Source organism: Pseudomonas sp. D4-21 (assembly GCF_051132125.1).
In the GTDB taxonomy this organism is placed as follows: Bacteria; Pseudomonadota; Gammaproteobacteria; order Pseudomonadales; family Pseudomonadaceae; genus Aquipseudomonas.
In genome coordinates, this window is sequence record NZ_CP071664.1 from 5333213 (window position 1) to 5355794 (window position 22582).

At 60.8% G+C, this 22582-nt stretch carries 22 protein-coding genes and 1 pseudogene; 10 read left to right on the forward strand and 13 right to left on the reverse strand.

Features of this window, described 5'->3' with window-relative positions; all coding sequences use genetic code 11:
• Nucleotides 1-23: 23 nt before the first annotated feature.
• Both J3Q04_RS24130 and J3Q04_RS24135 read right to left on the reverse strand, forming a co-directional pair.
• The gene (locus J3Q04_RS24130; protein WP_030138097.1) at nucleotides 24-1382 is read right to left on the reverse strand and encodes a glutamine synthetase family protein; all 1359 of its coding nucleotides are present in this window, start codon (nucleotides 1380-1382) and stop codon (nucleotides 24-26) included.
• Nucleotides 1383-1422: 40 nt separating this feature from the next.
• Nucleotides 1423-2199: a gamma-glutamyl-gamma-aminobutyrate hydrolase family protein gene (locus J3Q04_RS24135; RefSeq protein WP_434608980.1), complete on the reverse strand. Its 777-nt coding sequence runs from the start codon at nucleotides 2197-2199 to the stop codon at nucleotides 1423-1425.
• Between the two features lie 278 nt (nucleotides 2200-2477).
• Between J3Q04_RS24135 and J3Q04_RS24140 the strand changes: the two genes are divergently transcribed.
• Nucleotides 2478-3854, forward strand: a complete 1377-nt coding sequence (locus J3Q04_RS24140; protein ID WP_420765081.1) for a glutamine synthetase family protein — start codon at nucleotides 2478-2480, stop codon at nucleotides 3852-3854.
• Between the two features lie 239 nt (nucleotides 3855-4093).
• Nucleotides 4094-4726, forward strand: a complete 633-nt coding sequence (locus tag J3Q04_RS24145) for a TetR/AcrR family transcriptional regulator (RefSeq protein WP_434608978.1) — start codon at nucleotides 4094-4096, stop codon at nucleotides 4724-4726.
• A 75-nt stretch (nucleotides 4727-4801) separates the two neighbouring features.
• On the opposite strand, the gene J3Q04_RS24150 is transcribed toward J3Q04_RS24145, so the two are convergent.
• The 7 genes and pseudogenes from J3Q04_RS24150 to J3Q04_RS24180 form a co-directional block, all read right to left on the reverse strand.
• Nucleotides 4802-5017, reverse strand: coding sequence for a TOBE domain-containing protein (locus J3Q04_RS24150; RefSeq protein WP_003177394.1), 216 nt, complete (start codon nucleotides 5015-5017; stop codon nucleotides 4802-4804).
• Between the two features lie 25 nt (nucleotides 5018-5042).
• Nucleotides 5043-5849, reverse strand: a complete 807-nt coding sequence (gene ssuB, locus J3Q04_RS24155) for an aliphatic sulfonates ABC transporter ATP-binding protein (RefSeq protein ID WP_434561733.1) — start codon at nucleotides 5847-5849, stop codon at nucleotides 5043-5045.
• Nucleotides 5850-5853: 4 nt separating this feature from the next.
• Nucleotides 5854-6627: pseudogene (gene ssuC / locus J3Q04_RS24160) on the reverse strand (aliphatic sulfonate ABC transporter permease SsuC); the annotation flags it as partial.
• A 7-nt stretch (nucleotides 6628-6634) separates the two neighbouring features.
• Nucleotides 6635-7783: an FMNH2-dependent alkanesulfonate monooxygenase gene (gene ssuD / locus J3Q04_RS24165; protein WP_434608975.1), complete on the reverse strand. Its 1149-nt coding sequence runs from the start codon at nucleotides 7781-7783 to the stop codon at nucleotides 6635-6637.
• Between the two features lie 24 nt (nucleotides 7784-7807).
• Nucleotides 7808-8773 (reverse strand): sulfonate ABC transporter substrate-binding protein, encoded by a 966-nt coding sequence (locus J3Q04_RS24170; protein ID WP_434608972.1) that lies wholly within the window; start codon nucleotides 8771-8773, stop codon nucleotides 7808-7810.
• Nucleotides 8774-8864: 91 nt separating this feature from the next.
• Nucleotides 8865-9458: an NADPH-dependent FMN reductase gene (gene ssuE / locus J3Q04_RS24175; RefSeq protein WP_434561727.1), complete on the reverse strand. Its 594-nt coding sequence runs from the start codon at nucleotides 9456-9458 to the stop codon at nucleotides 8865-8867.
• Nucleotides 9459-9756: 298 nt separating this feature from the next.
• The gene (locus J3Q04_RS24180; RefSeq protein WP_304551669.1) at nucleotides 9757-10395 is read right to left on the reverse strand and encodes a peroxiredoxin; all 639 of its coding nucleotides are present in this window, start codon (nucleotides 10393-10395) and stop codon (nucleotides 9757-9759) included.
• A 331-nt stretch (nucleotides 10396-10726) separates the two neighbouring features.
• On the opposite strand from J3Q04_RS24180, the gene mntA reads away from it, so the two are divergent.
• Both mntA and hepT read left to right on the forward strand, forming a co-directional pair.
• The gene (mntA, locus tag J3Q04_RS24185) at nucleotides 10727-11122 is read left to right on the forward strand and encodes a type VII toxin-antitoxin system MntA family adenylyltransferase antitoxin (RefSeq protein WP_434608969.1); all 396 of its coding nucleotides are present in this window, start codon (nucleotides 10727-10729) and stop codon (nucleotides 11120-11122) included.
• Nucleotides 11112-11540 (forward strand): type VII toxin-antitoxin system HepT family RNase toxin, encoded by a 429-nt coding sequence (hepT, locus tag J3Q04_RS24190; protein WP_420765089.1) that lies wholly within the window; start codon nucleotides 11112-11114, stop codon nucleotides 11538-11540. The genes mntA and hepT overlap by 11 nt, the downstream gene beginning before the upstream one ends.
• Before the next feature lie 83 nt (nucleotides 11541-11623).
• Here the strand turns inward: hepT and J3Q04_RS24195 are convergent, their stop codons facing one another.
• The 3 genes from J3Q04_RS24195 to argE all read right to left on the reverse strand — a co-directional run bounded on the left by J3Q04_RS24195 (nucleotide 11624) and on the right by argE (nucleotide 16010).
• Nucleotides 11624-12943, reverse strand: coding sequence for an OprD family porin (locus J3Q04_RS24195; protein ID WP_420765090.1), 1320 nt, complete (start codon nucleotides 12941-12943; stop codon nucleotides 11624-11626).
• 473 nt (nucleotides 12944-13416) lie between these two features.
• Nucleotides 13417-14715, reverse strand: a complete 1299-nt coding sequence (gene argA, locus J3Q04_RS24200) for an amino-acid N-acetyltransferase (protein WP_420765091.1) — start codon at nucleotides 14713-14715, stop codon at nucleotides 13417-13419.
• Nucleotides 14716-14852: 137 nt separating this feature from the next.
• Nucleotides 14853-16010: an acetylornithine deacetylase gene (gene argE / locus J3Q04_RS24205; RefSeq protein ID WP_434608965.1), complete on the reverse strand. Its 1158-nt coding sequence runs from the start codon at nucleotides 16008-16010 to the stop codon at nucleotides 14853-14855.
• Between the two features lie 157 nt (nucleotides 16011-16167).
• Here argE and J3Q04_RS24210 point away from each other — a divergent pair, with 157 nt between their 5' ends.
• Nucleotides 16168-17535: an inorganic triphosphatase gene (locus J3Q04_RS24210; protein ID WP_434608963.1), complete on the forward strand. Its 1368-nt coding sequence runs from the start codon at nucleotides 16168-16170 to the stop codon at nucleotides 17533-17535.
• Nucleotides 17536-17679: 144 nt separating this feature from the next.
• Here J3Q04_RS24210 and J3Q04_RS24215 read toward each other — a convergent pair whose 3' ends face one another.
• The gene (locus J3Q04_RS24215) at nucleotides 17680-18150 is read right to left on the reverse strand and encodes an Lrp/AsnC family transcriptional regulator (RefSeq protein WP_434608961.1); all 471 of its coding nucleotides are present in this window, start codon (nucleotides 18148-18150) and stop codon (nucleotides 17680-17682) included.
• Between the two features lie 126 nt (nucleotides 18151-18276).
• On the opposite strand from J3Q04_RS24215, the gene J3Q04_RS24220 reads away from it, so the two are divergent.
• The 5 genes from J3Q04_RS24220 (at nucleotide 18277) to J3Q04_RS24240 (ending at nucleotide 22439) form a co-directional block, all read left to right on the forward strand.
• The gene (locus tag J3Q04_RS24220; RefSeq protein WP_434608958.1) at nucleotides 18277-18615 is read left to right on the forward strand and encodes a hypothetical protein; all 339 of its coding nucleotides are present in this window, start codon (nucleotides 18277-18279) and stop codon (nucleotides 18613-18615) included.
• Between the two features lie 150 nt (nucleotides 18616-18765).
• Entirely contained in the window at nucleotides 18766-20550 is a 1785-nt protein-coding gene (locus J3Q04_RS24225) for a GspE/PulE family protein (RefSeq protein WP_434608956.1), read from the forward strand.
• A gap of 125 nt (nucleotides 20551-20675) precedes the next feature.
• Nucleotides 20676-21596, forward strand: a complete 921-nt coding sequence (locus J3Q04_RS24230; RefSeq protein WP_434561715.1) for an SPFH domain-containing protein — start codon at nucleotides 20676-20678, stop codon at nucleotides 21594-21596.
• 7 nt (nucleotides 21597-21603) lie between these two features.
• Nucleotides 21604-22053 (forward strand): NfeD family protein, encoded by a 450-nt coding sequence (locus J3Q04_RS24235; RefSeq protein WP_434561713.1) that lies wholly within the window; start codon nucleotides 21604-21606, stop codon nucleotides 22051-22053.
• A gap of 68 nt (nucleotides 22054-22121) precedes the next feature.
• Nucleotides 22122-22439, forward strand: a complete 318-nt coding sequence (locus tag J3Q04_RS24240) for a DUF2388 domain-containing protein (protein ID WP_186633889.1) — start codon at nucleotides 22122-22124, stop codon at nucleotides 22437-22439.
• Nucleotides 22440-22582: the final 143 nt, after the last annotated feature.

Sequence of the window (22582 nt, forward strand, 5' to 3'; positions counted from 1 at the left end):
CTATGGCAGCCCCGCCCGGCGCATCAGACGGCAAAGAGCAGGAATTCCCGCTCCCACGAACTGATGACGCGCTTGAAGTTTTCATGCTCGGCCCGTTTGACCGCGACGTAGCCCGTGATGAATTTCTTGCCCAGGTACTTCTCGATGGTGGTGCTGTTCTCCATGCGTTCCAGGGCGTCTTCGATGGTCAGCGGCAGGCGCAGGTTGCGGCGCTCATACCCTCGACCCACCACCGGCGCGCTCGGGTTGATGCCTTCGACCATGCCGATGTAGCCGCACAGCAGGCTGGCGGCAATCGCCAGGTACGGGTTGGCGTCGGCGCCCGGCAGGCGATTTTCCACCCGACGGTTCTGCGGCCCGGCATCCGGCACCCGCAGGCCCACGGTGCGGTTCTCTTCGCCCCACTCCACGTTCACCGGCGCCGAGGTGTCGGGCAGGAAGCGGCGGAACGAGTTGACGTTGGGTGCAAACAGCGGCAACAGCTCAGGGATGAATTTCTGCAGGCCACCGATGTGGTGCAGGAATAGATCGCTCATGGTCCCGTCTTCATTGGAGAAGACGTTCTTGCCTGTTTCCTTGTCGATAATGCTCTGGTGCAGGTGCATGGCGCTGCCCGGCTCGCCGGTCATGGGCTTGGCCATGAACGTGGCGGCCACGTCGTGCTTGAGCGCGGCCTCGCGCATGGTGCGTTTGAACACCAGGATCTGGTCGGCCAGGGACAGCGCATCGCCGTGACGGAAATTGATTTCCATCTGCGCGGTGCCGTCCTCGTGGATCAGTGTGTCGAGGTCCAGCTCCTGCAATTCGCACCAGTCATAGACGTCTTCGAACAGCGGGTCGAATTCGTTGGCCGCTTCGATCGAGAACGACTGGCGACCGGTTTCCGGCCGACCGGAGCGGCCGATCGGTGGTTGCAGCGGAAAGTCCGGGTCGTCGCTGCGCTTGGTCAGGTAGAACTCCATCTCCGGCGCGACAATCGGCTGCCAGCCCTTGTCCGCGTAGAGCTTGAGCACCTTCTTCAATACGTTGCGGGGCGACAGCTCGATGGGGTTGCCCTGCTTGTCGTAGGAGTCATGGATCACTTGAGCGGTGGGCTCGATGGCCCAGGGCACCAGGAAGACTGCGTTTTCGTCCGGGCGGCACATCATGTCGATGTCGGCAGGGTCGAGCAGTTCGTAATAGATGTCGTCTTCGACATAGTCGCCCGTTACGGTCTGGAGCAGGACGCTCTCGGGCAGGCGCATGCCTTTTTCGGCAATGAACTTGTTGGTCGGCGAAATCTTGCCCCGGGTGATGCCGGTCAGGTCGCCAATCATGCATTCGACTTCTGTGATCTTGTGGTCTTTCAACCAATCGGTGAGCTGGTCGAGGTTGTTACTCATAAATGCCTCTAGGCGTGAGTTTCCTGGCTGCTATTAGTAGTCAGGCGTTGTTTGACGCATCGGCGTCGCGTTGTGTTGCCCTTGCTCGGCAGGCATCGCCAAATGCCTGGAAAATCGCAAGATAGTTCGGATTAGAGCCTACCGCCCATTCCGGGTGCCATTGCACACCTAAAGCAAAAGCCTTGCCTTGTACAACCGAGACGGCTTCGATCAGGCCATCCGGCGCCAGCGCTTCAACCCGCAGCCCCGGTGCCAGGCGCTCGATGCCCTGGCTGTGAATCGAGTTGACCTCAATGTTCGGCGGCAGGCCCAGGGCCGCGAGGACCCCGCCTGGCTGGACATGCACGGCATGGGCCGGGCCGTATTGAATGTCCACCGGCTGGGTGTCGTCTTCACGATGATCGATGAAGGTTCCGACTTCATGAACTTTCTGATGCAGGCTACCGCCAAAGGCTACGTTCATCTCCTGGAAACCCCGACAGATGCCCAGCACCGGAACGCCCGCATCGACGGCAGCGCGTATCAGTGGAAGGGTAATGGCATCCCGTGCAGGATCATGGGCAGTGCCTGGCGCGCTGGCCGGGCCTTGATAGTGAAAAGGTTCTACATTGGAAGGAGAGCCGGTAAAAAGAATACCGTCCAGGGCGTCCAGAATATCGGACGGTGCGAACAGATCCGCCAGGGAGGGAATCAGCACTGGCAAACCCTTGGCGGCTGTTGCGACAGCCCGGGCATATTTGTCGCCAGTGGTGTGATACGCATGCAAACCGATCTGCCTGGAGCAGGTGGTGACGCCGATTAACGGCAGGCGAGACATGAAGCACCCCGGTATTATTGCTGTTATGGGTTTGAATCGAGCTTAGCCTTGTTCATTTTTTTACACAACACCCCCGTAAAAAATACAACACGGCACGCTCAAGCCTGCGGGCGCGAAGGCCCTCAAAGGAAAAAAAACGCCCCAAACTGCCTCAAAAATGCCCCTCGGGTGCTTTTTTAGGGCACAAAAGGCCCAGCTTGACTTCGGCATGCCGTTCGGGTTGACTGGCTTTCGAAGAGATCAATGATTGATATTTTTAACAACAAAGGTGTTGCATCATGTCGGTACCCCCGCGTGCCGTTCAGCTTAACGAAGCGAACGCGTTCCTTAAGGAACATCCTGAGGTTCTGTACGTTGACCTTCTGATTGCGGATATGAATGGTGTGGTGCGCGGCAAGCGCATCGAACGCACCAGCCTCCACAAGGTTTACGAGAAAGGCATCAACCTGCCGGCCTCTCTATTTGCCCTGGATATCAACGGCTCGACGGTGGAAAGCACCGGCCTGGGCCTGGACATCGGCGATGCGGACCGCATCTGCTATCCCATCCCCGGCACCCTGAGCAATGAACCCTGGCAGAAGCGCCCGACCGCGCAACTGCTGATGACCATGCACGAACTCGAAGGCGACCCGTTCTTCGCCGACCCTCGGGAAGTCTTGCGCCAGGTCGTGACCAAGTTCGACGAATTGGGCCTGACCATTTGCGCGGCATTCGAGCTGGAGTTCTACCTGATCGACCAGGAGAACGTGAACGGCCGTCCGCAACCACCCCGCTCACCGATCTCCGGCAAACGCCCGCATTCGACCCAGGTCTACCTGATCGATGACCTTGACGAATACGTCGATTGCCTCCAGGACATCCTCGAAGGGGCCAAGGAGCAAGGCATTCCCGCCGACGCCATCGTCAAGGAAAGTGCCCCGGCGCAGTTCGAAGTGAACCTGCACCACGTGGCCGACCCGATCAAGGCCTGCGACTACGCGGTACTGCTCAAGCGCCTGATCAAGAACATTGCCTACGACCATGAAATGGACACCACCTTCATGGCCAAGCCGTATCCGGGCCAGGCTGGCAATGGCCTGCATGTTCACATCTCGATCCTGGACAAAGACGGCAAGAATATCTTTGCCAGCGAGGATCCCGAGCAGAACGCCGCGCTGCGTCACGCGATCGGCGGTGTGCTCGAGACCCTGCCCGCGCAGATGGCTTTCCTCTGCCCGAACGTCAACTCCTATCGTCGTTTCGGCGCACAGTTTTACGTGCCGAACTCGCCGTCCTGGGGCCTGGACAACCGCACCGTGGCCTTGCGCGTGCCGACCGGCTCAGCCGATGCCGTGCGCCTGGAACACCGGGTTGCCGGCGCCGACGCCAACCCGTACCTGCTGATGGCCTCCGTGCTGGCGGGCGTTCACCACGGCCTCGTCAACAAGATCGAGCCCGGCGCGCCGGTCGAAGGCAACAGCTACGAGCAGAACGAGCAAAGCCTGCCGAACAACCTGCGCGATGCCTTGCGCGAACTGGACGACAGTGAAGTCATGGCCAAGTACATCGACCCGAAATACATCGATATCTTCGTGGCCTGCAAGGAAAGTGAGCTGGAAGAGTTCGAACATTCCATCTCCGACCTTGAATACAACTGGTACCTGCATACCGTGTAAGCGGTTGCGGTAAAAAAGAAACGCCGCAGACCTTATGGCCTGCGGCGTTTTTTTATGTCTGGGCGGGTGGCCGCCTTCGGCCGATCGCGAGCAAGCTCGCTCCCACATGGATTTTCAGCGCACATGATTCAAGGGGCACCGCACACTCAATGTGGGGGCGAGCTTGCTCGCGATGACGGCCTGGCAGACAACACAAGACCCGACTCGTACAATGCCCGGCAGCCCCGCAGGAGACATTCATGACGCGCACCGCCACCCCTCGCAAACCTCGCGCCCGCAGCCAGGCCCGGATCGACTCGATCCTCGATGCCGCCCGTACGCTGCTTGCCGCCGAAGGCGTGGCCAGCCTGTCGATCTACAGCGTCGCCGAACGCGCGGGGATCCCGCCCTCCTCCGTCTACCACTTCTTTGCCAGCGTCCCGGCACTGCTCGAAGCCCTGACCGCCGACGTTCACGCCGCCTTTCGCGCCTGCCTGCAAGCACCGATCGACCATGGCGCGCTGAACCATTGGCACGACCTGTCGCGGCTGGTGGAACAACGGATGCTGGTGATCTACAGCGAGGACGCCGCCGCTCGGCAACTGATCCTGGCCCAGCATGGCCTCACCGAAGTCACCCAGGCTGACCGCCAGCACGACCTGGAACTGGGCGCGTTGATGCACACCGTGTTCGCCCGGCATTTCGAGCTGCCGACGCTCCCCTCCGACGTCGACGTATTCGCCCTGGCCATGGAACTGGGCGACCGCGTCTACGCCCGCTCGGTCCAGCAACACGGCCAGATCACTCCGCGAATGGCTGAAGAAGGCATGCGTGTGTTTGACGCGTACCTGGGGCTGTATCTGCCACCGTATCTGCCCAAGCGCCCTGATTGATCGTGCCCACGCTCCGCGTGGGAACGATAAGCCCCGAAGGGCTCACGCCGTCCGGGGCCCGGGGTAAAACACGGATCACAACTTGGCGATCGACACCTCGGTGGATTTGACGAAGGCAATCACTTCGCTGCCGATCGCCAACTCCAACTCCTTGACCGAACGCGTGGTGATGACCGACGTGACGATGCCCGAAGCGGTCTGCACGTCGATTTCCGACAGCACGTCGCCCTCGACGATTTCCTTGATGGTGCCTTTGAACTGGTTGCGTACGTTGATGGCTTTGATGGTCATGGTGTCGATTCCTGTCTGGATGAAGTTATTGCGCCCAACGCAACTGCGTGGGCAAGGGTGAAACGGGTTCGGGTTCCGGCGGTTGGCCGGGCAAGGACAGCACACGGTTGAGGACTTCGGTTTCCAGGCTCGCCAGGCGATGCGAGCCGCGAGCACGGGGGCGTGGCAGGTCGATGGCCAAGTCGAGGCCGATCTGGCCGTCCTCGATCAGGATGACCCGATCGGCAATCGCCACTGCTTCGCTGACGTCATGGGTCACCAGCAGCACGGTAAAGCCGTGTTGCTGCCACAGACGCTCGATCAGTTGCTGCATTTCTATCCGGGTCAAGGCATCGAGCGCGCCCAAGGGCTCGTCCAGCAACAACAGGCGCGGTTGATGGATCAGCGCGCGAGCCAACGCCACCCGTTGCTTCTGGCCGCCGGACAACGCCGCCGGCCATTCATGGGCACGATCCGCCAGGCCTACGGCATCGAGCGCCTGCAAGGCTTGTGGCCGCCAGTTGCCCTTCAGGCCAAGGCCGACGTTGTCGATGATCTTCTTCCAAGGCAGCAGACGCGCTTCCTGGAACATCAGCCGAGTGTCTTCTCGCGCGGCGCTCAGCGCTGCCGAGCCGGCCAGCAACTGGCCGCCCGAGGGCTGATCCAACCCGGCCAACAAACGCAGCAAGGTGCTTTTACCGCAGCCACTGCGCCCCACTACCGCGACGAACTGCCCAGCCGGGATATGCAGGTCGATGTCACGCAATACCTGTCGCGAGCCAAACGTCTTCTGAAGATTGCGCACCGCCAGCGGAATGCCTCGCAGCAGGCGCGGTGGTTGTTGGGCGGTCATGCAACCCTCCCTTGTTCACTTGGTAGGCCGGATGCCAGCGCAGCCAGACCCGTTCAAGGCCACGGGCGGCGAGGTCAGCCAGCTTGCCAAGCACGGCGTACAGAAGAATCGCCAGCACCACCACATCGGTTTGCAAGAATTCCCGGGCATTCATCGCCAGGTAACCGATGCCGGAACTGGCCGAGATGGTTTCCGCCACGATCAGCGTCAACCACATGAAGCCCAGGGCGAAACGCACACCCACGAGGATCGAAGGCAAGGCGCCCGGCAGGATCACCTGGCGAAACAGGCTGAAACCGGACAAGCCGTAGCTGCGGGACATTTCCACCAGCGCCGGGTCGACGTTACGGATCCCGTGGTAAGTGTTGAGGTAGATGGGAAACAGCGTGCCCAGCGCCACCAGGAAAATCTTCGCCGACTCGTCGATGCCGAACCACAGGATCACCAGCGGAATCAATGCCAGGTGCGGCACGTTCCGCACCATCTGCACAGAGCTGTCCAGCAGCCGCTCGCCCCACTTCGACAGGCCGGTGATAAAGCCCAGCGCGAGGCCGATGCCGCCGCCGATCAGGAAGCCGACCGCCGCGCGCCAACCGCTGATCGCCAGGTGAGTCCAGATCTCACCGCTGCGCACCAGGCTCACGCCAGCCTCGATCACTGCCACTGGCGCCGGCAGGATCCGCGTGGAGAGCCAGCCGGCCGATACCGACAATTGCCACACCGCCAATAACAGCAGCGGCACCGCCCACGGCGCCAGGTTGTGGATAACTTTCTTCATGGCCGCCTCAACTCTGGGACGCGGCTTTGGGCAGAATGTCGTTGGCGACCATCTCACCGAACGGGCTCACGTAGCCCTGGCTTTTCGGCAATTGCGGGCGTTCCACGTCCAGGTGCGGAAACAGCAGCTCCGCCACCCGATACGACTCTTCCAGGTGTGGATAACCCGAGAAGATGAACGTGTCGATGCCCAAGTCGGCGTACTCCTTCACCCGCGCGGCCACGGTCGGGCCATCGCCCACCAGCGCCGTCCCGGCACCGCCGCGAACCAGGCCGACACCGGCCCACAGATTGGGGCTCACCTCCAGTTTGTCGCGGCGACCGCCGTGCAGCGCGGCCATCCGCTGCTGACCCACCGAGTCGAAGCGCGCGAGGGAGGCCTGGGCGCGAGCGATGGTTTCGTCGTCCAAATGGGAGATCAAGCGGTCGGCCGCTTGCCAGGCCTCGGCGTTGGTTTCCCGTACGATCACATGCAGGCGAATGCCGAAGCGCACAGTGCGTCCTTGCTGTGCGGCCTTGGCCCGCACCTGTTGGATTTTTTCGGCGACGGCTGCGGGCGGTTCGCCCCAGGTCAGCACCATTTCCACCTGCTCGGCGGCCAGGTCCTGGGCAGCTTCCGACGAGCCACCGAAGTACAGCGGCGGGCGCGGTTGCTGGATCGGCGGATAGAGCAGCTTGGCGCCCTTCACGCTGATGTGTTCGCCGTCGTAATCCACGGTCTCGCCTTCCAGCACCCGGCGCCAGATCCGGGTGAATTCCACCGAGGCCTGGTAGCGCTGTTCGTGATCGAGGAACAGCCCGTCGCCGGCCAGCTCGTCCGGGTCGCCGCCAGTGACCAGGTTGAACAGCGCGCGTCCTCCCGAGAGTCGATCCAACGTCGCGGCCTGACGCGCCGCCACCGTCGGGGAAATGATCCCGGGCCGCAGGGCTACCAGGAATTTCAAGCGCTGGGTCACCGGAATCAGGGAAGCGGCCACCAGCCAGGAGTCTTCGCAGGAACGCCCGGTAGGAATCAGCACGCCGCCGAAACCCAGTCGATCGGCCGCCTGGGCAATTTGTTGCAAGTAACCATGATCGACGGCGCGGGCGCCTTCAGCGGTGCCAAGGTAATGGCCGTCGCCGTGGGTGGGCAGGAACCAGAAAATATTAAGGCTCATGGAGTGGTCTCCTAAGGGATCGAATTACTGCGCGTTCGCAACGGCCGCCCGCGGCGTCCAGATCACGTCCTTGATACTCAAGGGCTTGGGAATCAATTTGAGCTGGTAGAAGCTGTCGGCGATTTTCTGCTGCGCCGCGACGACTTCCGGCGTGAGGAACAACGCCCCGTAGCCTTGGCGCTTGACCGAGGTAAGCGTGATATCGGCAGGCAAGCCGAGCAGCGGCGAGACCTGCCGCGTCACGTCTTCAGGATTGGCCCTGGACCACTCCCCTACCGCCCGCACCTCTTCCACCAGAGCCGTAATCACCTGGGGATTTTTCTGCGCATAGGGTTTGGTGGCGAGGTAGAACTGGTGGTTGTCGACGATGCCTTTGCCGTCACGCAGGGTGCGCGCCTGCAATTGCTGCTCAGCGGCGGCCTGGTACGGATCCCAGATCACCCAGGCGTCCACGCTGCCTCGTTCGAACGCCGCGCGGGCATCGGCCGGTGGCAGGAAAACCGTCTGGACGTCGGTGTATTGCAGGCCCGCATCTTCCAGCGCCCGTACCAGCAGGTAATGGACGTTGGAGCCTTTGTTCAGCGCGATTTTCTTGCCCTTGAGATCCTGCACCGATTGGATCGGCGAGCCCTTGGGCACCAGGATCGCTTCACTGTTGGGCGCCGGCGGTTCATAGGCCACATAGAGCAGGTCCGCGCCGGCTGCCTGGGCAAACACCGGCGGGGTTTCGCCGGTCACGCCAAAATCGATGGAGCCGATGTTCAAGCCTTCAAGCAGTTGCGGGCCGCCAGGAAACTCGGTCCATTGCACGTCCACGCCTTGGGCGGCGAGACGTTTTTCCAGGGTGCCCTTTGCCTTGAGCAGCACCAGGGTGCCGTACTTTTGATAACCGATCCGCAAGGTTTCGGCTTGAGCCTGGGTGATGACGCCGAAGGACACAGCCGCAGCAAACAGAGCGACCAGCCCGCGACGCAAAATGACAGTGCGCATGGCGCCTCTCCTTTTTGCTATGGGGTTTTGGCTGCACCTGCTGGGCCGTTGGCGGCTGAGTAAGGTGGAGTTGAATCAGGGATGTAGCGCGTCAAATGCTCCAGCGAGCACTCAACAGACGTTCGTTCAGTACGCTGGGATCCAACGGTTTGGGCCGACGGGCCATGGCGCTGTAGAACTGCTCCAGCGCTTCATCCAGGCGCTGTTGCAAGGCAGGCGTCAACCGCGCTTGAGCGCTGCCTTCGCCGTAGGCTATCTGGTTGTCTTCAGCGAAGATCCCATGGAGCATCTCCTGGGCCTTGAGCGCCGACAGTACCGGCTTGAGGGCATAATCCACCGCCAGCATGTGGGCGATGCTGCCACCTGTCGCCATGGGCAATACCACCTTGTGGGCCAGGGCCCGTTCCGGCAGCAGATCAAGGACGGTCTTCAACGCACCGGAAAAAGACGCCTTGTATACCGGCGTGGCAATCAACAGGCCATCGGCGTTTTCGATCTGTGCCAGCAGGTCTACCACCTTGGGACTGTCGAAGCGGGCATGGAGCAGATCCTCGGCCGGGAAGTCCCGTACCTGATAACTCACCACTTCCACACCTTGATGTTGCAACCAACGTTGCGAGCGCTCCAACAGCACACCTGAACGTGAGCGCTGGCTGGGACTGCCGCCGAGCGAGACAACCAACATGCCAACCATTCCTTAAGAGTCGTGCGCGATTCGCGGTGGGCGATCTCGCTGTATGGGCCAAACCATAACAGCGCTTTTATATATCTTTAAATCATATTTATTCATTTAGTTATTCTTTACGGAGATATACGTTCTGCTTTTTTCGGCACAATAAAAAAGGCCGTCGAAACGGCCAAAATCCTTTGGTACAAATCCAGTCCTGTGGGAGCGAGCCTGCTCGCGAAGGCGGCGTACCAGTCAATATAAATGCATCTGACAGACCGCTTTCGCGAGCAGGCTCGCTCCCACAGGTTCTGCGTCAACGATTAGGTTGAGGCGTGAGGCGCAGATAGGGCTTCACGGCACGGTACCCCTTGGGGAAGCGCTGCTTGAGTTCTTCTTCATCCTTGAGCGACGGCACGATCACCACTTCATCACCGTCCTGCCAATTGGCGGGCGTGGCGACTTTGTAGTTGTCGGTCAGCTGCAGGGAGTCGATCACCCGGAGGATTTCGTTGAAGTTGCGCCCGGTACTGGCCGGGTAGGTGATGGTCAGGCGAATTTTTTTGTTCGGGTCGATCACGAACAATGAGCGCACGGTCAAGGTGTCGCTGGCGTTGGGATGGATCAGGTCGTACAGGTCGGACACCTTGCGGTCGGCATCGGCCAGGATCGGGAAATTGACCACGGCGTTCTGGGTTTCGTTGATGTCGTCGATCCACTTGTGGTGCGAGTCCACCGGGTCCACCGACAGGGCGATGGCCTTGACGCCGCGTTTGGCGAACTCGTCCTTGAGCTTGGCAGTGAGACCCAACTCGGTGGTGCACACCGGGGTGAAGTCCGCCGGATGGGAGAACAACACGCCCCAGCTGTCGCCGAGCCATTCGTGGAAGCGAATCTTGCCGGCGCTGGAATCCTGTTCGAAATCGGGGGCGATGTCGCCGAGTCTGAGGCTCATGATGCGGCTCCTGAATGTTTTTGGAGCCCAACTGTGCACCGCTTTTCGTTGCTTTAAAAAGAATGAATACCCATTTATCTAGATCATTAAGAAATATAAAAAACTGTTCACTGGTGCCGCAGCGTATAGCGGCCCAAGATCATTCCCGAGGTTTCGAGAAGGCCTCGAGTGCTGAAAAAGAGGAGAAGGTTCGGGAAAGGCTACAGGGGTGGGCCGGACCCGAAACGCAAAAGCCCCGCCGGGCGTGATGCCGGGCGGGGCTTTTTTGTTTTGTAGGTACATTTCGGAAATTGTTGACGCGATCTCCGGACGAGCGGCTAGGATAGGCAGCATGAACGCTCATGCCTTGTTGACTCACTTGCAAAATCATCTGCCTGACCTGTTGGCTGTTTACCTGTTCGGCAGCCACGCCCAGGAGACCGCCGGGCCTGACAGTGATGTGGATTTGGCTGTGCTGTTGTCAGGCAAGGTCGACCCAGTGTCGTTGTGGCAACTTTCAGGCGATTTGGCGGACATCGCTGGCAGCCCGGTGGATCTGATTGATCTACGGGCGGCCTCCACCGTCATGCAGCACCAGATCGTGACCCGAGGCCGAAGACTCTGGGCCAAGGACGTACAGGCGGGGTTGTTCGAATGCTTCATTCTCAGCGAGAAGACTGCTCTCGATGAGGCTCGAGCGCGATTGCTCAAGGATATCCAGGAAGAAGGCAGGGTGTATGGTCGATGATGTACTGATCAATAAAGCAGCAAGCATCGAGCGTTGCGTTGCCAGGGTGCGGGAGGAATACGAGAAGGACCCCGCTACCTTTGCTACGGATTTCACTCGCCAGGACTCGGCCGTCCTGAACATTCAGCGTGCCTGTGAAGCCGCGCTGGACATGGGACAGCATCTGATTCGGCGTGAACGATTGGGGGTCCCGCAAAGCGCCCGCGATACGTTCGAGTTGCTTTTTCAGGGCGGTTGGGTCGAAGAAGGTCTGGTGAAAAACCTGAAGAACATGGTGGGGTTCAGGAATATCGCCGTGCATGACTACCAAGCCCTGCAATTGCCGATCATGGTCGCGATCATTACCGGCCATCTGGATGATTTCCTGGCGTTCAGCGCATTCATCCTGCGTAAGGACGCGATGGAACCCAGGGGATAAGGCGATAGCCGGCTCGTTGAGCCAAAAACGCAAAAGCCCCGCCGGGCGTGATGCCGGGCGGGGCTTTTTTACTTCGCTACGTCTTACATGAAGCTGTAAGTGTAGTTGAAGATTACGCGGGTCTGATCCTGGTCGTCGCCGACACCGCCGCTGCGGTAGCTACCGTGACGCACAGTAGTACCGAAGCCTTTCAACGCGCCTTGCTGGATCACGTAATCCACACGCATGTCGCGTTCCCACTCGGAGTAATCGCTTGTGCCGCTAGCGGTCTTGACGTCGTCGCCACGCAGGTAGGCAACCGAGGCTTTCAGGCCTGGAACGCCCATGGAAGCGAAGTCGTAGGAGTACTGGCCGAAGGTGGTGTTCTCACCGGCACGGACAAAACCGTTGATCATGCTGTCGGTGAACAGGTAGAAGCTCGCACCACCAGCACCTTCAGGACGGTTGTTGCCGTCAACCACGTTGCCTTGGTTCAGGTAGACGAAGCCACCGTCATCGCCGACTTGTTGATGACCCAACAGGAAGGCACTGCCACCCAGGGTGTAGGTGAACATGGCGCTCCAGGTCTTGTTATCGACCTCGCCCGGGTTCTTGGCATAGCCACCGTTGTTGTTGAAGCGATAGCCCAGGTCACCGTTGCGGCCATCCGAACTGCTGTCGAAGTAACGCAGGTCGGTCTTGAAGGATTGACCTTCGCTGATCGGGAAAACATGGACCGCGCCCAGGAAGTGTTGCTTGTAGTAATCCTGCAGGTTCGCGTAGTAGTACTGCAGCGTCAGGTCTTTGGTGACCTTCCAATCAGCACCCGCGTAACGGAACTGGTTACTGTCCTGGGTACCGCCCGCCACGGCCAGGCCAGTGCTGTTGCTCGATGCACGGCCAGTGGCCTGCTCCAGCTGACCAGCGTTGAGCGTGACGTTGTCGATTTCCTTGGAGGTGATGGTGCCACCCTCGAAGGTCTGCGGCAGCAGGCGGCTGTCGTTGGCCACCAGGATCGGCAGGCTAGGCGCCAAGGCACCGCCCAGGTGAGCTTCGGTCTTGGAGAAAAGAGCCTTTACGTTACCGGACAAACGGCTCCACTCGTGGACCGCCGCGCCATCGGTATCGGCTGGCATATAGGAACCGTTGTTACGACCCCTGCCGCCATCGAGACGGATACCCACCAGAGCCTGGGCGTCGATACCGAAGCCAACGACACCTTGCGTGAAGCCAGACTTGTAGTCGAACTTAAGGCCGGTGCCCGTTTCGCGCAGGTCTTCACTGCCCGTCTCGTGGTTGTCGTTGTTGAAGTACAGCGTACGGGAACTGACCGACGCCTTGCTGTCTTCGATAAAACCGGCGGCGCCTGCCTGCTGCGCCAATACCCCAAAGGCCACTGCCATGGCCAAGGTAGACTTCTTCATGCTTCGCTCCTCTCGTTTTCTAATTCTTGTGTGTCTTTGGTTCCGAATCGAACGCCCGGAATCCGCGGATGCGCGATTAGCGCCAGACCGTGACTGGCAAGTCAACCGTAACCCTTTCGGCCTACGACCATGGTCTAACCCCGCGACACCGGCCCGGAGAATAAAGGATTATTTATAAATCCAAAAAGAATTGTTTCGGCAGTTTTCAGCGTTTTTTGACATATAAGTGCCATCACTGCGTCATCAAGCCGTGAAACGTCTTATCGGCGGCGCAAAGGATTACTGAATGGTGTTTTGTCGCCAGCTTTGGAGACCCGCAAAAGTCTGGCGCAGAGATGTGTTTGCGCGCCTCCTGCGCCTTCGACCCAGTCAACAACCGCTCGCGTATGCCGCGATCTAGACGGGATCCAGACTAGCTGCTCATTGTCTGAAATCAAGAAGACCGCGGTAACGCCAGTTTGCCGAATGGCTGCCTACAGGGTTTTTTCGAAGATTTTCGAATTGCGCTGGTAGTTGTAAAGCGATGCCCGGGCCGCAGGCAGGCGCTCGACGCTGCTGGGTTCGAAGCCCCGCTCACGAAACCAATGGGCCGTGCGCGTCGTCAATACGAACAACGTCTTGAGCCCCTGGGCACGGGCCCGGGTTTCGATCCGTTCCAGCAATTCATCGCCCCGGCCACCGTGGCGATACTCCGGATTCACCGCCAGACAGGCCAGTTCACCGGCATCCGAATCGGCGATCTGGTAGAGCGCCGCGCAAGCGATGATCATTCCTTCGCGCTCTACCACGCTGAACTGTTCGATCTCACGCTCCAACACCTCACGGGAACGGCGCACCAGGATGCCCTGTTCTTCCAGAGGACTGATGAGGTCGAGCAATCCGCCGACGTCTTCGATGGCCGCTTCGCGCACCACCTCGAACTGCTCCTGGGCCACCAGTGTGCCGCTGCCATCGCGAGTGAACAATTCGGCCAGCAGCGCGCCGTTTTCGGCATAGCTGACGATATGGCTGCGGGCAACACCGCCGCGGCAGGCCTGGGCCGCCGCATCCAGCAGTTCGGCTTGGTAGTCGCTGCCCAAGCGCTGCATATGGGCCGGGACCTGTTGCGGGCGCAGCTCACGGACCAGTCGGCCATCTTCGCCAATCAGGCCTTGCTCGGCGCCGAACAGCAGCAGCTTGTCCGCCGCCAGGTCGATGGCGGCCCGAGTGGCGACGTCTTCGCAGGCGAGGTTGAAGATCTCCCCGGTGGGCGAATAGCCCAACGGCGACAGCAGCACGATGGAACGCTCGTCCAGCAGGCGATTGATGCCCTTGCGATCGACCCGGCGCACTTCGCCGGTGTGGTGATAATCCACACCCTCGAGCACGCCGATCGGCCGGGCGGTGACCAGGTTCCCACTGGCGACCCGCAACCGCGAACCCTGCATCGGCGATGACGCCATGTCCATGGACAGGCGTGCCTCGATGGCGATGCGCAACTGGCCGACCGCGTCGATCACGCATTCCAGCGTCGCGGCATCGGTGATGCGCATGCCGTGATGGTAATGGGGCGTCAGGCCCCGTGCGGCCAGGCGGGTTTCAATCTGCGGGCGAGAACCATGGACCAGCACCAGGCGCACGCCGAGGCTGTGCAGCAGCACCAGGTCATGGACGATGTTGCCGAAGTTGGGGTGCTCGACCCCGTCGCCAGGCAGCATGACGATGAAGGTGCAATCGCGGTGGGCATTGATGTAAGGCGAAGCGTGACGAAGCCAATTGACGTATTCGGGCATGAACCTGGACCTGTAATAAATAACAGCCGAAAAAAGACGAAACAGAACGCACAGCGGGCTGGTGGTTATCGTCGGAACAGGCTTGGCGACACGCGCGCTCTCCTCATGTGATGGATACGGGCCCGCACGCGGGCAATTTAATCGGCCGTGGTCGGCGTCAGGCAGTAATGACCGATCAACTGACGGAGCAATTGCACGGTAGGTTGCAAACGTGACATTTCAAGGTACTCGCCCGGCTGATGAGCGCAGGCGATATCGCCAGGGCCCAGCACCAGGGTTTCGCAGCCAAGGCGCTGAAGATAAGGCGCTTCGGTGCCGAACGCCACTGCTTCGGCGCGATAACCGGTCAGCCGCTCGGCTACGCGCACCAATGCGCAGTCTTCGGGCTGCACGAATGGAGGGACTTCAGGGAACAACGGAGCGTAGTCGATCTTGACCTTATGCCGCTCGGCAATGGGGTCGAGCTTCTGCCGGATCGCCGCCCGCAGCACTTCAGGGTCCATGCCCGGAAGGGGGCGCAAGTCGAACTCCATGGAACATTGCCCACAAATTCGATTGGGATTGTCACCGCCGTGGATGCAGCCGAAATTCAGCGTCGGTTGCGGCACGGTGAATTGTGGATTACGGAATTCACGCTGCCATTGCAGGCGCAAACCGCGCAGTTCGCCCATGGCGTCGTGCATGGCCTCGAGGGCGCTGTGGCCCAGGCTTGGGTCGGATGAATGGCCGCTGCGCCCGAGGATGTCGATGCGCTCCATCATCACGCCCTTGTGCAGGCGAATCGGTCGCAGGCCGGTGGGCTCGCCGATCACCGCAGCGCGGCCCAACGGACGACCGGCATCCGCCAGGGCCCGGGCGCCGGCCATGGAGCTCTCTTCATCGCAGGTGGCGAGGATCAGCAACGGTTGCTTGAACGGTTGGTCCAGCAGCGGCCTGACCGCCTCGATGGCCAGGGCGAAGAAGCCTTTCATGTCGCAACTGCCCAGGCCCACCCAACGCCCATCGATTTCGGTGAGCTTCAGCGGATCGGTCTGCCATAACGCGCCGTCGAACGGCACCGTGTCACTGTGGCCGGCCAGTACCAGCCCGCCAGGGCCCGTGCCGAAACTGGCCAAAAGGTTGAACTTGCCCGGGCTGACCTGTTGGATGTCGCAGCGAAACCCAAGCTCGGAGAGCCAGCCCGCCAGCAGTTCGATGACGGTGCCGTTGGACTGATCCAGCGCGGGCTGGGTGCAGCTGACCGACGGTGCAGCGATCAGGGCAGCGAATTGGTCTTTCATGGACGGCAAAGGCATCGCTGGCTCCGGACTTGCAAATTGAAGTCCATCATAGAGCCATCGAGCGCAAGGATGGAACCGTTCGGCGCGTAGGCTCGACGAGTCCTGTACACTGCACGGCCTTGGCAGCCACACCTTCCCCCGGCTGCGCACCCGATCCCTGGATTTTCCGGCCATGCAGAAAGAAACCGAAATCAAACTCCGCGTCAGCCGCGAGACCCTGGCAGCGTTGCGTGAGCATCCGCTGTTGAAAAAACGCAACAAGAGTGGCTGGGAACGCCACGAACTGATGAACCAGTACTTCGACACACCAGAGCGCGACCTGGCTCGGGCCAAGGTCGCCCTGCGCCTGCGTCGCGATGGCGAAGCAGTGATCCAGACCCTCAAGACGCGGGGCCAGAGCATCGCTGGCCTATCCGAGCGCAACGAATACGATTGGCACCTGCCCAAGGCCAAGCTCGATCTGAAGAAACTCGACGGCGAATGCTGGCCCGAGGCGCTGGCTGACCTGGACAAAAAAACCCTCAAAGCGATCTTCACCACCGACTTCGTTCGCGAACGCGCCGAAATCGCCTGGGGCCGTGGCAAGAGCAAAGTGGTCATCGAAGCCGCCCTGGACCTGGGCCACGTCGTGGTGGGCAAGCAGAAGGAAGAAATCTGCGAGCTGGAACTTGAACTGCGCGAAGGCGAACCCGCCGCCTTGCTGGAACTGGCCGCCGAACTGGCCGTGACCCTGCCCTTGATGCCGTGCGACATCAGCAAGGCCGAACGCGGCTATCGCCTGCATGATGCGAGCAGTTATGCCCTGAGCCTTCCGGCCCCGCAATTGACCGCTGAAACGCCGCTGGACGACGCCTTCGCCGCATTGAGCTGGCACCTGCTAGGGAGCAGCCAGCGCCTGGCCGAGCAGTACCGTTTCAACGGCCATTGGCGCCTGCTGCAAGACTGGGTGGAAAACCTCGCCGAACTGCGTGCCCTGCTCAGCAGCCTCGGCCAGGCCGCGCCGCGCCAGTCGACCCACGACCTGCGGGTGGCCCTGGACGCGCTGCTGGAGGACTGGCGTCCACTGGTTCAGGCCGGCATCGAAGACGAAGACGTGCGCAAGGCCGCGCCGGAGCAATTCCTCGAGGAGCTGCAGGACCCGCGTTGGGGCCTCTTCTCTCTCCAAGCGTCACGCTGGCTGCTGGCCCGCAGCTGGGCCGCCGACCGCAACACCCGGGGCAATCGCCAGGGCGCGGCGCAACTGGGCAGTTGGCTGCCACGGCTGCTGGGCGAAGAAGCTTCGTCGCTGCAACTGCAACGCTACCAACAGCAGCCGGAAGACCTCGCCGAACAACTGCCGCGCATCGAACGCATCCAGGCCTGGCTGCATCACGCCCGCCAGGTGCTGGAAATCCCTGAAATGGACCGACTCTACGGTGAGCTGAACAAGCTGGCGCAGCTGGCCAACGAACCGATCACCGACGAACTCCTGGACGCGCGCAAGCAACAGGCGATCGCGGTGTATCAGAATCGGGCCTGGAAGACTTTGTTGCGCCTGTAAGATCGCCATCGTCGGATCGCCGCCCGGAGCAAGCTCGCTCCCACAGGGGTCCAGCGTTGCACACAGATCTTGTGGCCGCTGAAGATCAACTGTGGGAGCGAGCTTGCTCGCGATGAGGCCAGCCCAAACATCGCAAAAACAAGCTCAGCGCACCACCGGCAAACTCGTCGTCGACTTGATCTCCGACAGCGCCACGATCGAATTCACTTCCTGGATCCCCGGCACCATCGACAGCTTCTCGAAAAAGAAGCGCTCGTAGGCCTCGATGTCCGCCGTGACAATGCGCAGCAAGAAATCCACCGACCCCATCAGCACGTAGCATTCCAACACTTCCGGAAAGCCGCGGATCGCCTCCGTGAACTCGGTAAAATTCGAGCGTCCATGGGCGTTGAGTTTGATTTCGGCGAAGATCTGCGTGTTCAGGCCGATTTTCTTACGATCCAGCAACGTCACCTGCCCGCGAATGATCCCTTCTTCCTTCATCCGCTGAATCCGCCGCCAGCATGGCGATTGGGACAAACCTACCCGTTCGGCGATCTGCGCGCTGGAGAGCGAAGCGTCGTCCTGCAACAAGGCCAATATCTTGCGATCAAACCCGTCCAGCTCGCTTTGCATAAAAAATCCCCGATAAGGCCATCACATGGTTTATCCAATTCGCCAGGTTGGCGAATAAGCTTATTTTAGATAAGAAATACCCCCAATCCCATGCAAAGATTTCTCTCCAATCTCAGGAGAAATGCCATGCCCTCTTTGCAAGCCCCCGGCACCGCCGCGCTCCGCGCCGACGTCTGGCACACCGCCAATCCCTATTGTCGCGCCCGCTTTCATTTGCTCGGGGAAGCCGAGGCGGACCTGCCCTGCCGGGTGCTCAACCTGTTCGCCTTGCAGGGCCTTGTTCTGGAAACCGCACGCATCGAACGTCTCGACGAATTGCTCTCGATGGAATGCCTCCTGACCGGGCTGAGCTGGCACCGCGCCCAAGTCATCGCTGAAAAATTGCGTAACCTGATAAGCGTCTGTTCAGTCGACTTGCAAGACGCTGATATCGCGCGCGCCGAGCCGATGCTGGCGGCAGGTTGAGGGCCTCCAGGCAAGAATTGGAAACGCATTGGTCGGGTAGTGGCCCAACGGTCCGCAGGGTCGGGACTATTCTTTTGCAGAACGAGCCACGACGCCGAAGCGTCTGTATCGCGGCTTTGCTGCAATTGTCCAATAGGAACCCGAACGCCCATGTCCACCAAACACGCCACTCAGGACCGCTGGCTGGACCTCAACGACCTGCTGCGCCAACTGGTTGCCCAAGGCCTCATCAGCCAGGACTCTGCCGAGACTGCGCTCAATGCCCGCCGGCGCCATAACGCCAACAGCCAGCTGCATCCACTGGAGTTCATCGCCAACCAGCATCTCGACGACCTCAGCCGTCCCGGCAAGCGCCTGGACCTGGAAAACCTGACGTTGTGGCTGGCCCAGCAGGCCGACCAGCCCTACATGCGCATCGACCCATTGAAGATCAACGTCGCGGCCGTTACGCCGCTGATGTCCTACGCCTTTGCGCAACGCCACAAGATTCTCGCGGTAGCGGTGGACCGGGACGCCGTGACGGTCGCCAGCGCCCAGCCCTATGTCAGCAGCTGGGAAGCGGACCTGACCCACGTACTGAAGTTGCCGGTCAAGCGCGTGGTGGCCAACCCTGTGGACATCCAGCGCCTGAGCGTGGAGTTCTATCGACTGGCCAAGTCGGTCAGCGGCGCGACCACGGTCGACCAGCAACCCAGCAATCTGACCAACTTCGAACAACTGCTCAACCTGGGCGCCAGCGATCAGGAGCCGGATGCCAACGACGCGCATATCGTCAATATCGTCGACTGGCTGTTCCAATACGCCTTCCAGCAACGGGCCAGCGATATCCATATCGAACCGCGCCGCGAGCAAGGCACCGTGCGCTTCCGCATCGACGGCGTGCTGCACACCGTCTATCAATTTCCGCCACAGGTGACGATGGCCATCATCAGCCGGCTCAAGAGCCTGGGCCGGATGAACGTTGCCGAAAAGCGCAAGCCCCAGGACGGCCGCGTGAAGACCAAGACCCCGGACGGCGGCGAGGTGGAGTTGCGACTGTCGACCTTGCCGACCGCGTTCGGCGAGAAAATGGTCATGCGGATCTTCGACCCGGAAGTGCTGCTCAAGGATTTCGACCAGCTCGGCTTCTCTGTCGACGACCTGCGCCGCTGGCAGGACATGACTCGCCAGCCCAACGGCATCATCCTGGTCACGGGCCCCACCGGGTCTGGCAAGACCACGACCCTGTACACCACGCTGAAGAAACTGGCGACGCCTGAAGTGAATCTCTGCACCATCGAAGATCCGATTGAAATGGTCGAGGCGTCATTCAACCAGATGCAGGTCCAGCACAACATCGACCTGTCGTTTGCCGCGGGGGTACGCGCATTGATGCGGCAAGACCCGGACATCATCATGATCGGCGAGATCCGCGACCTCGAAACCGCTGAAATGGCGATCCAGGCAGCGCTCACCGGGCACCTCGTGCTCTCGACCCTGCACACCAACGATGCACCGAGCGCCATCAGCCGGCTGCTCGAACTCGGCGTGCCGCATTACCTGATCAAAGCGACGGTGCTCGGCGTCATGGCCCAGCGCCTGGTGCGAACATTGTGCCCGCATTGCAAGGCTCCCCTGACCCTGGACGAAGACGACTGGCAAACCCTGACGCGTCCCTGGCAGGCGCCGTTGCCCACCAATGCCCAGCAGGCCGTGGGTTGCTCGGAATGCCGTGACACCGGTTATCGCGGTCGCGCCGGGGTGTACGAGATCATGCAACTGAGCGACAGCGTCAGAGCCTTGATCCATCCCGACACCGACCTGCTTGCCGTGCGCCGCCAGGCGTTCAAGGAAGGCATGCGAAGCTTGCGACTCTCGGGCGCGCAAAAGGTGGCGGCGGGCTTGACCACGGTCGAGGAAGTATTACGAGTGACACCACAGAGCGAGCAGAAGTAGGCGCGGTCCGGCTCAGGGACCGGAAACGTCCCACAGACATACCGGAACGGACCGTAGCGAAGATAATGGCCGCTTGCCCTACACTCAGGGTTAGCAGATCCATTCAATTCGTACAGGGAACCGTCATGCAGATCGGCAGCGTGCTTCTACTCTTCATCGGCCTCGTGGTCGCCATCCTGTTCATGGGGTTCAAGGTGGTGCCCCAGGGTTATCAATGGACGGTCGAGCGGTTCGGCCGCTATACCAATACGCTCAAGCCTGGCCTGAACATCATCATTCCCGTGATGGACCGCATCGGGCGCAAGATCAACGTCATGGAAAGCGTGCTGGACATCCCGCCCCAGGAAGTCATCACCGCCGACAACGCTACAGTGCAGATCGACGCCGTGTGCTTCTTCCAGGTGGTCAATACCGCCCAGGCCGCCTACGAGGTCAACAACCTCGAACACGCCATCCGCAACCTGTTGCAGACCAACATCCGCACGGTGCTGGGCTCCATGGAACTGGACGCCATGTTGAGCCAGCGCGACGGTATCAACGAGAAGTTGCTGCGCACGGTCGACGAAGCCACGGCGCCGTGGGGCATCAAGATCACGCGGATCGAGATCAAGGACATCAGCCCGCCGGCCGACCTGATGGCCGCCATGTCGGGGCAGATGAAAGCCGAACGTATCAAGCGTGCACAGATCCTGGAAGCCGAGGGGCTGCGAGCGTCGGCGATTCTTACCGCCGAGGGCAAGAAACAGGCCCAGATCCTCGAAGCCGAGGGCAGCCGCCAGGCCGCGTTCCTTGAATCCGAGGCACGTGAACGCCAGGCGCAAGCCGAAGCCCTTGCCACCCAGGTGGTGTCCCAGGCAATCGCCGACGGTAACGTACAGGCCGTGAACTACTTCGTTGCGCAAAAATACATCGATGCGCTGGGGCAGTTGGCCTCGGCCAACAACAGCAAGGTGATTCTGATGCCGCTGGAAGCCAGCCAGGTCATCGGTGCGGTGGGCGGCATTGGCGAAATCGTCAAGGCCACCTTCGACAACAAGAAAGCCTGAGGCGCGTATGTGGCTGTTCCTGCAGCAATTGTCTTATTGGGACTGGCTGGCGCTGGGCGTCATCCTGTTGATACTGGAGGTGTTCGGCGCGGGCGGATACCTGCTGTGGATTGGCATGGCCGCCGCAGCGGTCGGCGTGCTGACGTTCGTCCTGCCGCAATTGGTGTGGGAGATCCAGTTCCTGCTGTTCGGCCTGTTCGCTATCGCGACAGCCCTGTATTGGTGGCGACGCCAGCGCAGCGCCATCCGCCAAAGCGACCAGCCGCACCTGAACCTGCGCGGGCAGGAGCTGATCGGCAAGGTGTTCCAGGTCCACGAGGCGATTGTCGATGGGCGCGGCAAGATCAGGGTGGCCGACGGCGTCTGGTTGGCGAAGGGCCCCGACCTGTCCATTGGCACGCGGGTCAGGGTGGTGGCACAGGAAGGTACGGTATTGACAGTGGAAAGGGCTGACTGACGTGCTATGGAACTGAACCGGGGCAACCGTAATCCAACGTCATAGTTAACCCTGTGGAGTCACCTATCATGCGTCTCAAACTTGCTGTCGCGACCCTGGCCTTGCTTTCTCTCCCCGTGGGCTCGGCAATGGCCGACACGTTTTGGCGTAACGTCATTTCGTCCGGCGCAACCACCGGTTCCACCTACCTGACCTTCAAGGATAACAAGCTGATCGTCGCCGCCCAGGACGACGCCGGCAGCTTCGTCGCCAGTGACGGCGGCATTCGTGGCCCTTACCTGGAAGCGGCCATGCAGAAAGTCCGTGCTGACAACCCTGGCCTGCAAGCCACCGACATGGAACTGGCCAACGCGATCCTGGCGAAGAACGCCATCGCCCAGGAGTGATTCCCGCCCCATGAAAAATGCCGCTCGATCGAGCGGCATTTTTTATGGGCAAACAACTGCTGAGCTTCTTTCCTACATCGAACCGGCCAACAACCCCGCCGCTACGATGAAAGTTCACCGGCCCGCGGAGGAAGGCTCTGATA

What these genes read in the sequence shown, in the direction of transcription:
- hepT (WP_420765089.1), top strand. Translation starts at nt 11,112, where the DNA reads ATGGTCGATGATGTACTGATCAATAAAGCAGCAAGCATCGAGCGTTGC.
- argA (WP_420765091.1), bottom strand. Translation starts at nt 14,715, where the DNA reads ATGCCCGAATACGTCAATTGGCTTCGTCACGCTTCGCCTTACATCAAT.
- J3Q04_RS24140 (WP_420765081.1), top strand. Translation starts at nt 2,478, where the DNA reads ATGTCGGTACCCCCGCGTGCCGTTCAGCTTAACGAAGCGAACGCGTTC.
- J3Q04_RS24240 (WP_186633889.1), top strand. Translation starts at nt 22,122, where the DNA reads ATGCGTCTCAAACTTGCTGTCGCGACCCTGGCCTTGCTTTCTCTCCCC.
- J3Q04_RS24130 (WP_030138097.1), bottom strand. Translation starts at nt 1,382, where the DNA reads ATGAGTAACAACCTCGACCAGCTCACCGATTGGTTGAAAGACCACAAG.
- J3Q04_RS24180 (WP_304551669.1), bottom strand. Translation starts at nt 10,395, where the DNA reads ATGAGCCTCAGACTCGGCGACATCGCCCCCGATTTCGAACAGGATTCC.
- J3Q04_RS24230 (WP_434561715.1), top strand. Translation starts at nt 20,676, where the DNA reads ATGCAGATCGGCAGCGTGCTTCTACTCTTCATCGGCCTCGTGGTCGCC.
- J3Q04_RS24225 (WP_434608956.1), top strand. Translation starts at nt 18,766, where the DNA reads ATGTCCACCAAACACGCCACTCAGGACCGCTGGCTGGACCTCAACGAC.
- J3Q04_RS24135 (WP_434608980.1), bottom strand. Translation starts at nt 2,199, where the DNA reads ATGTCTCGCCTGCCGTTAATCGGCGTCACCACCTGCTCCAGGCAGATC.
- ssuE (WP_434561727.1), bottom strand. Translation starts at nt 9,458, where the DNA reads ATGTTGGTTGTCTCGCTCGGCGGCAGTCCCAGCCAGCGCTCACGTTCA.
- argE (WP_434608965.1), bottom strand. Translation starts at nt 16,010, where the DNA reads ATGCCTTTGCCGTCCATGAAAGACCAATTCGCTGCCCTGATCGCTGCA.
- J3Q04_RS24215 (WP_434608961.1), bottom strand. Translation starts at nt 18,150, where the DNA reads ATGCAAAGCGAGCTGGACGGGTTTGATCGCAAGATATTGGCCTTGTTG.
- J3Q04_RS24145 (WP_434608978.1), top strand. Translation starts at nt 4,094, where the DNA reads ATGACGCGCACCGCCACCCCTCGCAAACCTCGCGCCCGCAGCCAGGCC.
- J3Q04_RS24195 (WP_420765090.1), bottom strand. Translation starts at nt 12,943, where the DNA reads ATGAAGAAGTCTACCTTGGCCATGGCAGTGGCCTTTGGGGTATTGGCG.
- J3Q04_RS24235 (WP_434561713.1), top strand. Translation starts at nt 21,604, where the DNA reads ATGTGGCTGTTCCTGCAGCAATTGTCTTATTGGGACTGGCTGGCGCTG.
- ssuD (WP_434608975.1), bottom strand. Translation starts at nt 7,783, where the DNA reads ATGAGCCTTAATATTTTCTGGTTCCTGCCCACCCACGGCGACGGCCAT.
- ssuB (WP_434561733.1), bottom strand. Translation starts at nt 5,849, where the DNA reads ATGACCGCCCAACAACCACCGCGCCTGCTGCGAGGCATTCCGCTGGCG.
- J3Q04_RS24210 (WP_434608963.1), top strand. Translation starts at nt 16,168, where the DNA reads ATGCAGAAAGAAACCGAAATCAAACTCCGCGTCAGCCGCGAGACCCTG.
- J3Q04_RS24170 (WP_434608972.1), bottom strand. Translation starts at nt 8,773, where the DNA reads ATGCGCACTGTCATTTTGCGTCGCGGGCTGGTCGCTCTGTTTGCTGCG.
- J3Q04_RS24150 (WP_003177394.1), bottom strand. Translation starts at nt 5,017, where the DNA reads ATGACCATCAAAGCCATCAACGTACGCAACCAGTTCAAAGGCACCATC.
- J3Q04_RS24220 (WP_434608958.1), top strand. Translation starts at nt 18,277, where the DNA reads ATGCCCTCTTTGCAAGCCCCCGGCACCGCCGCGCTCCGCGCCGACGTC.
- mntA (WP_434608969.1), top strand. Translation starts at nt 10,727, where the DNA reads ATGAACGCTCATGCCTTGTTGACTCACTTGCAAAATCATCTGCCTGAC.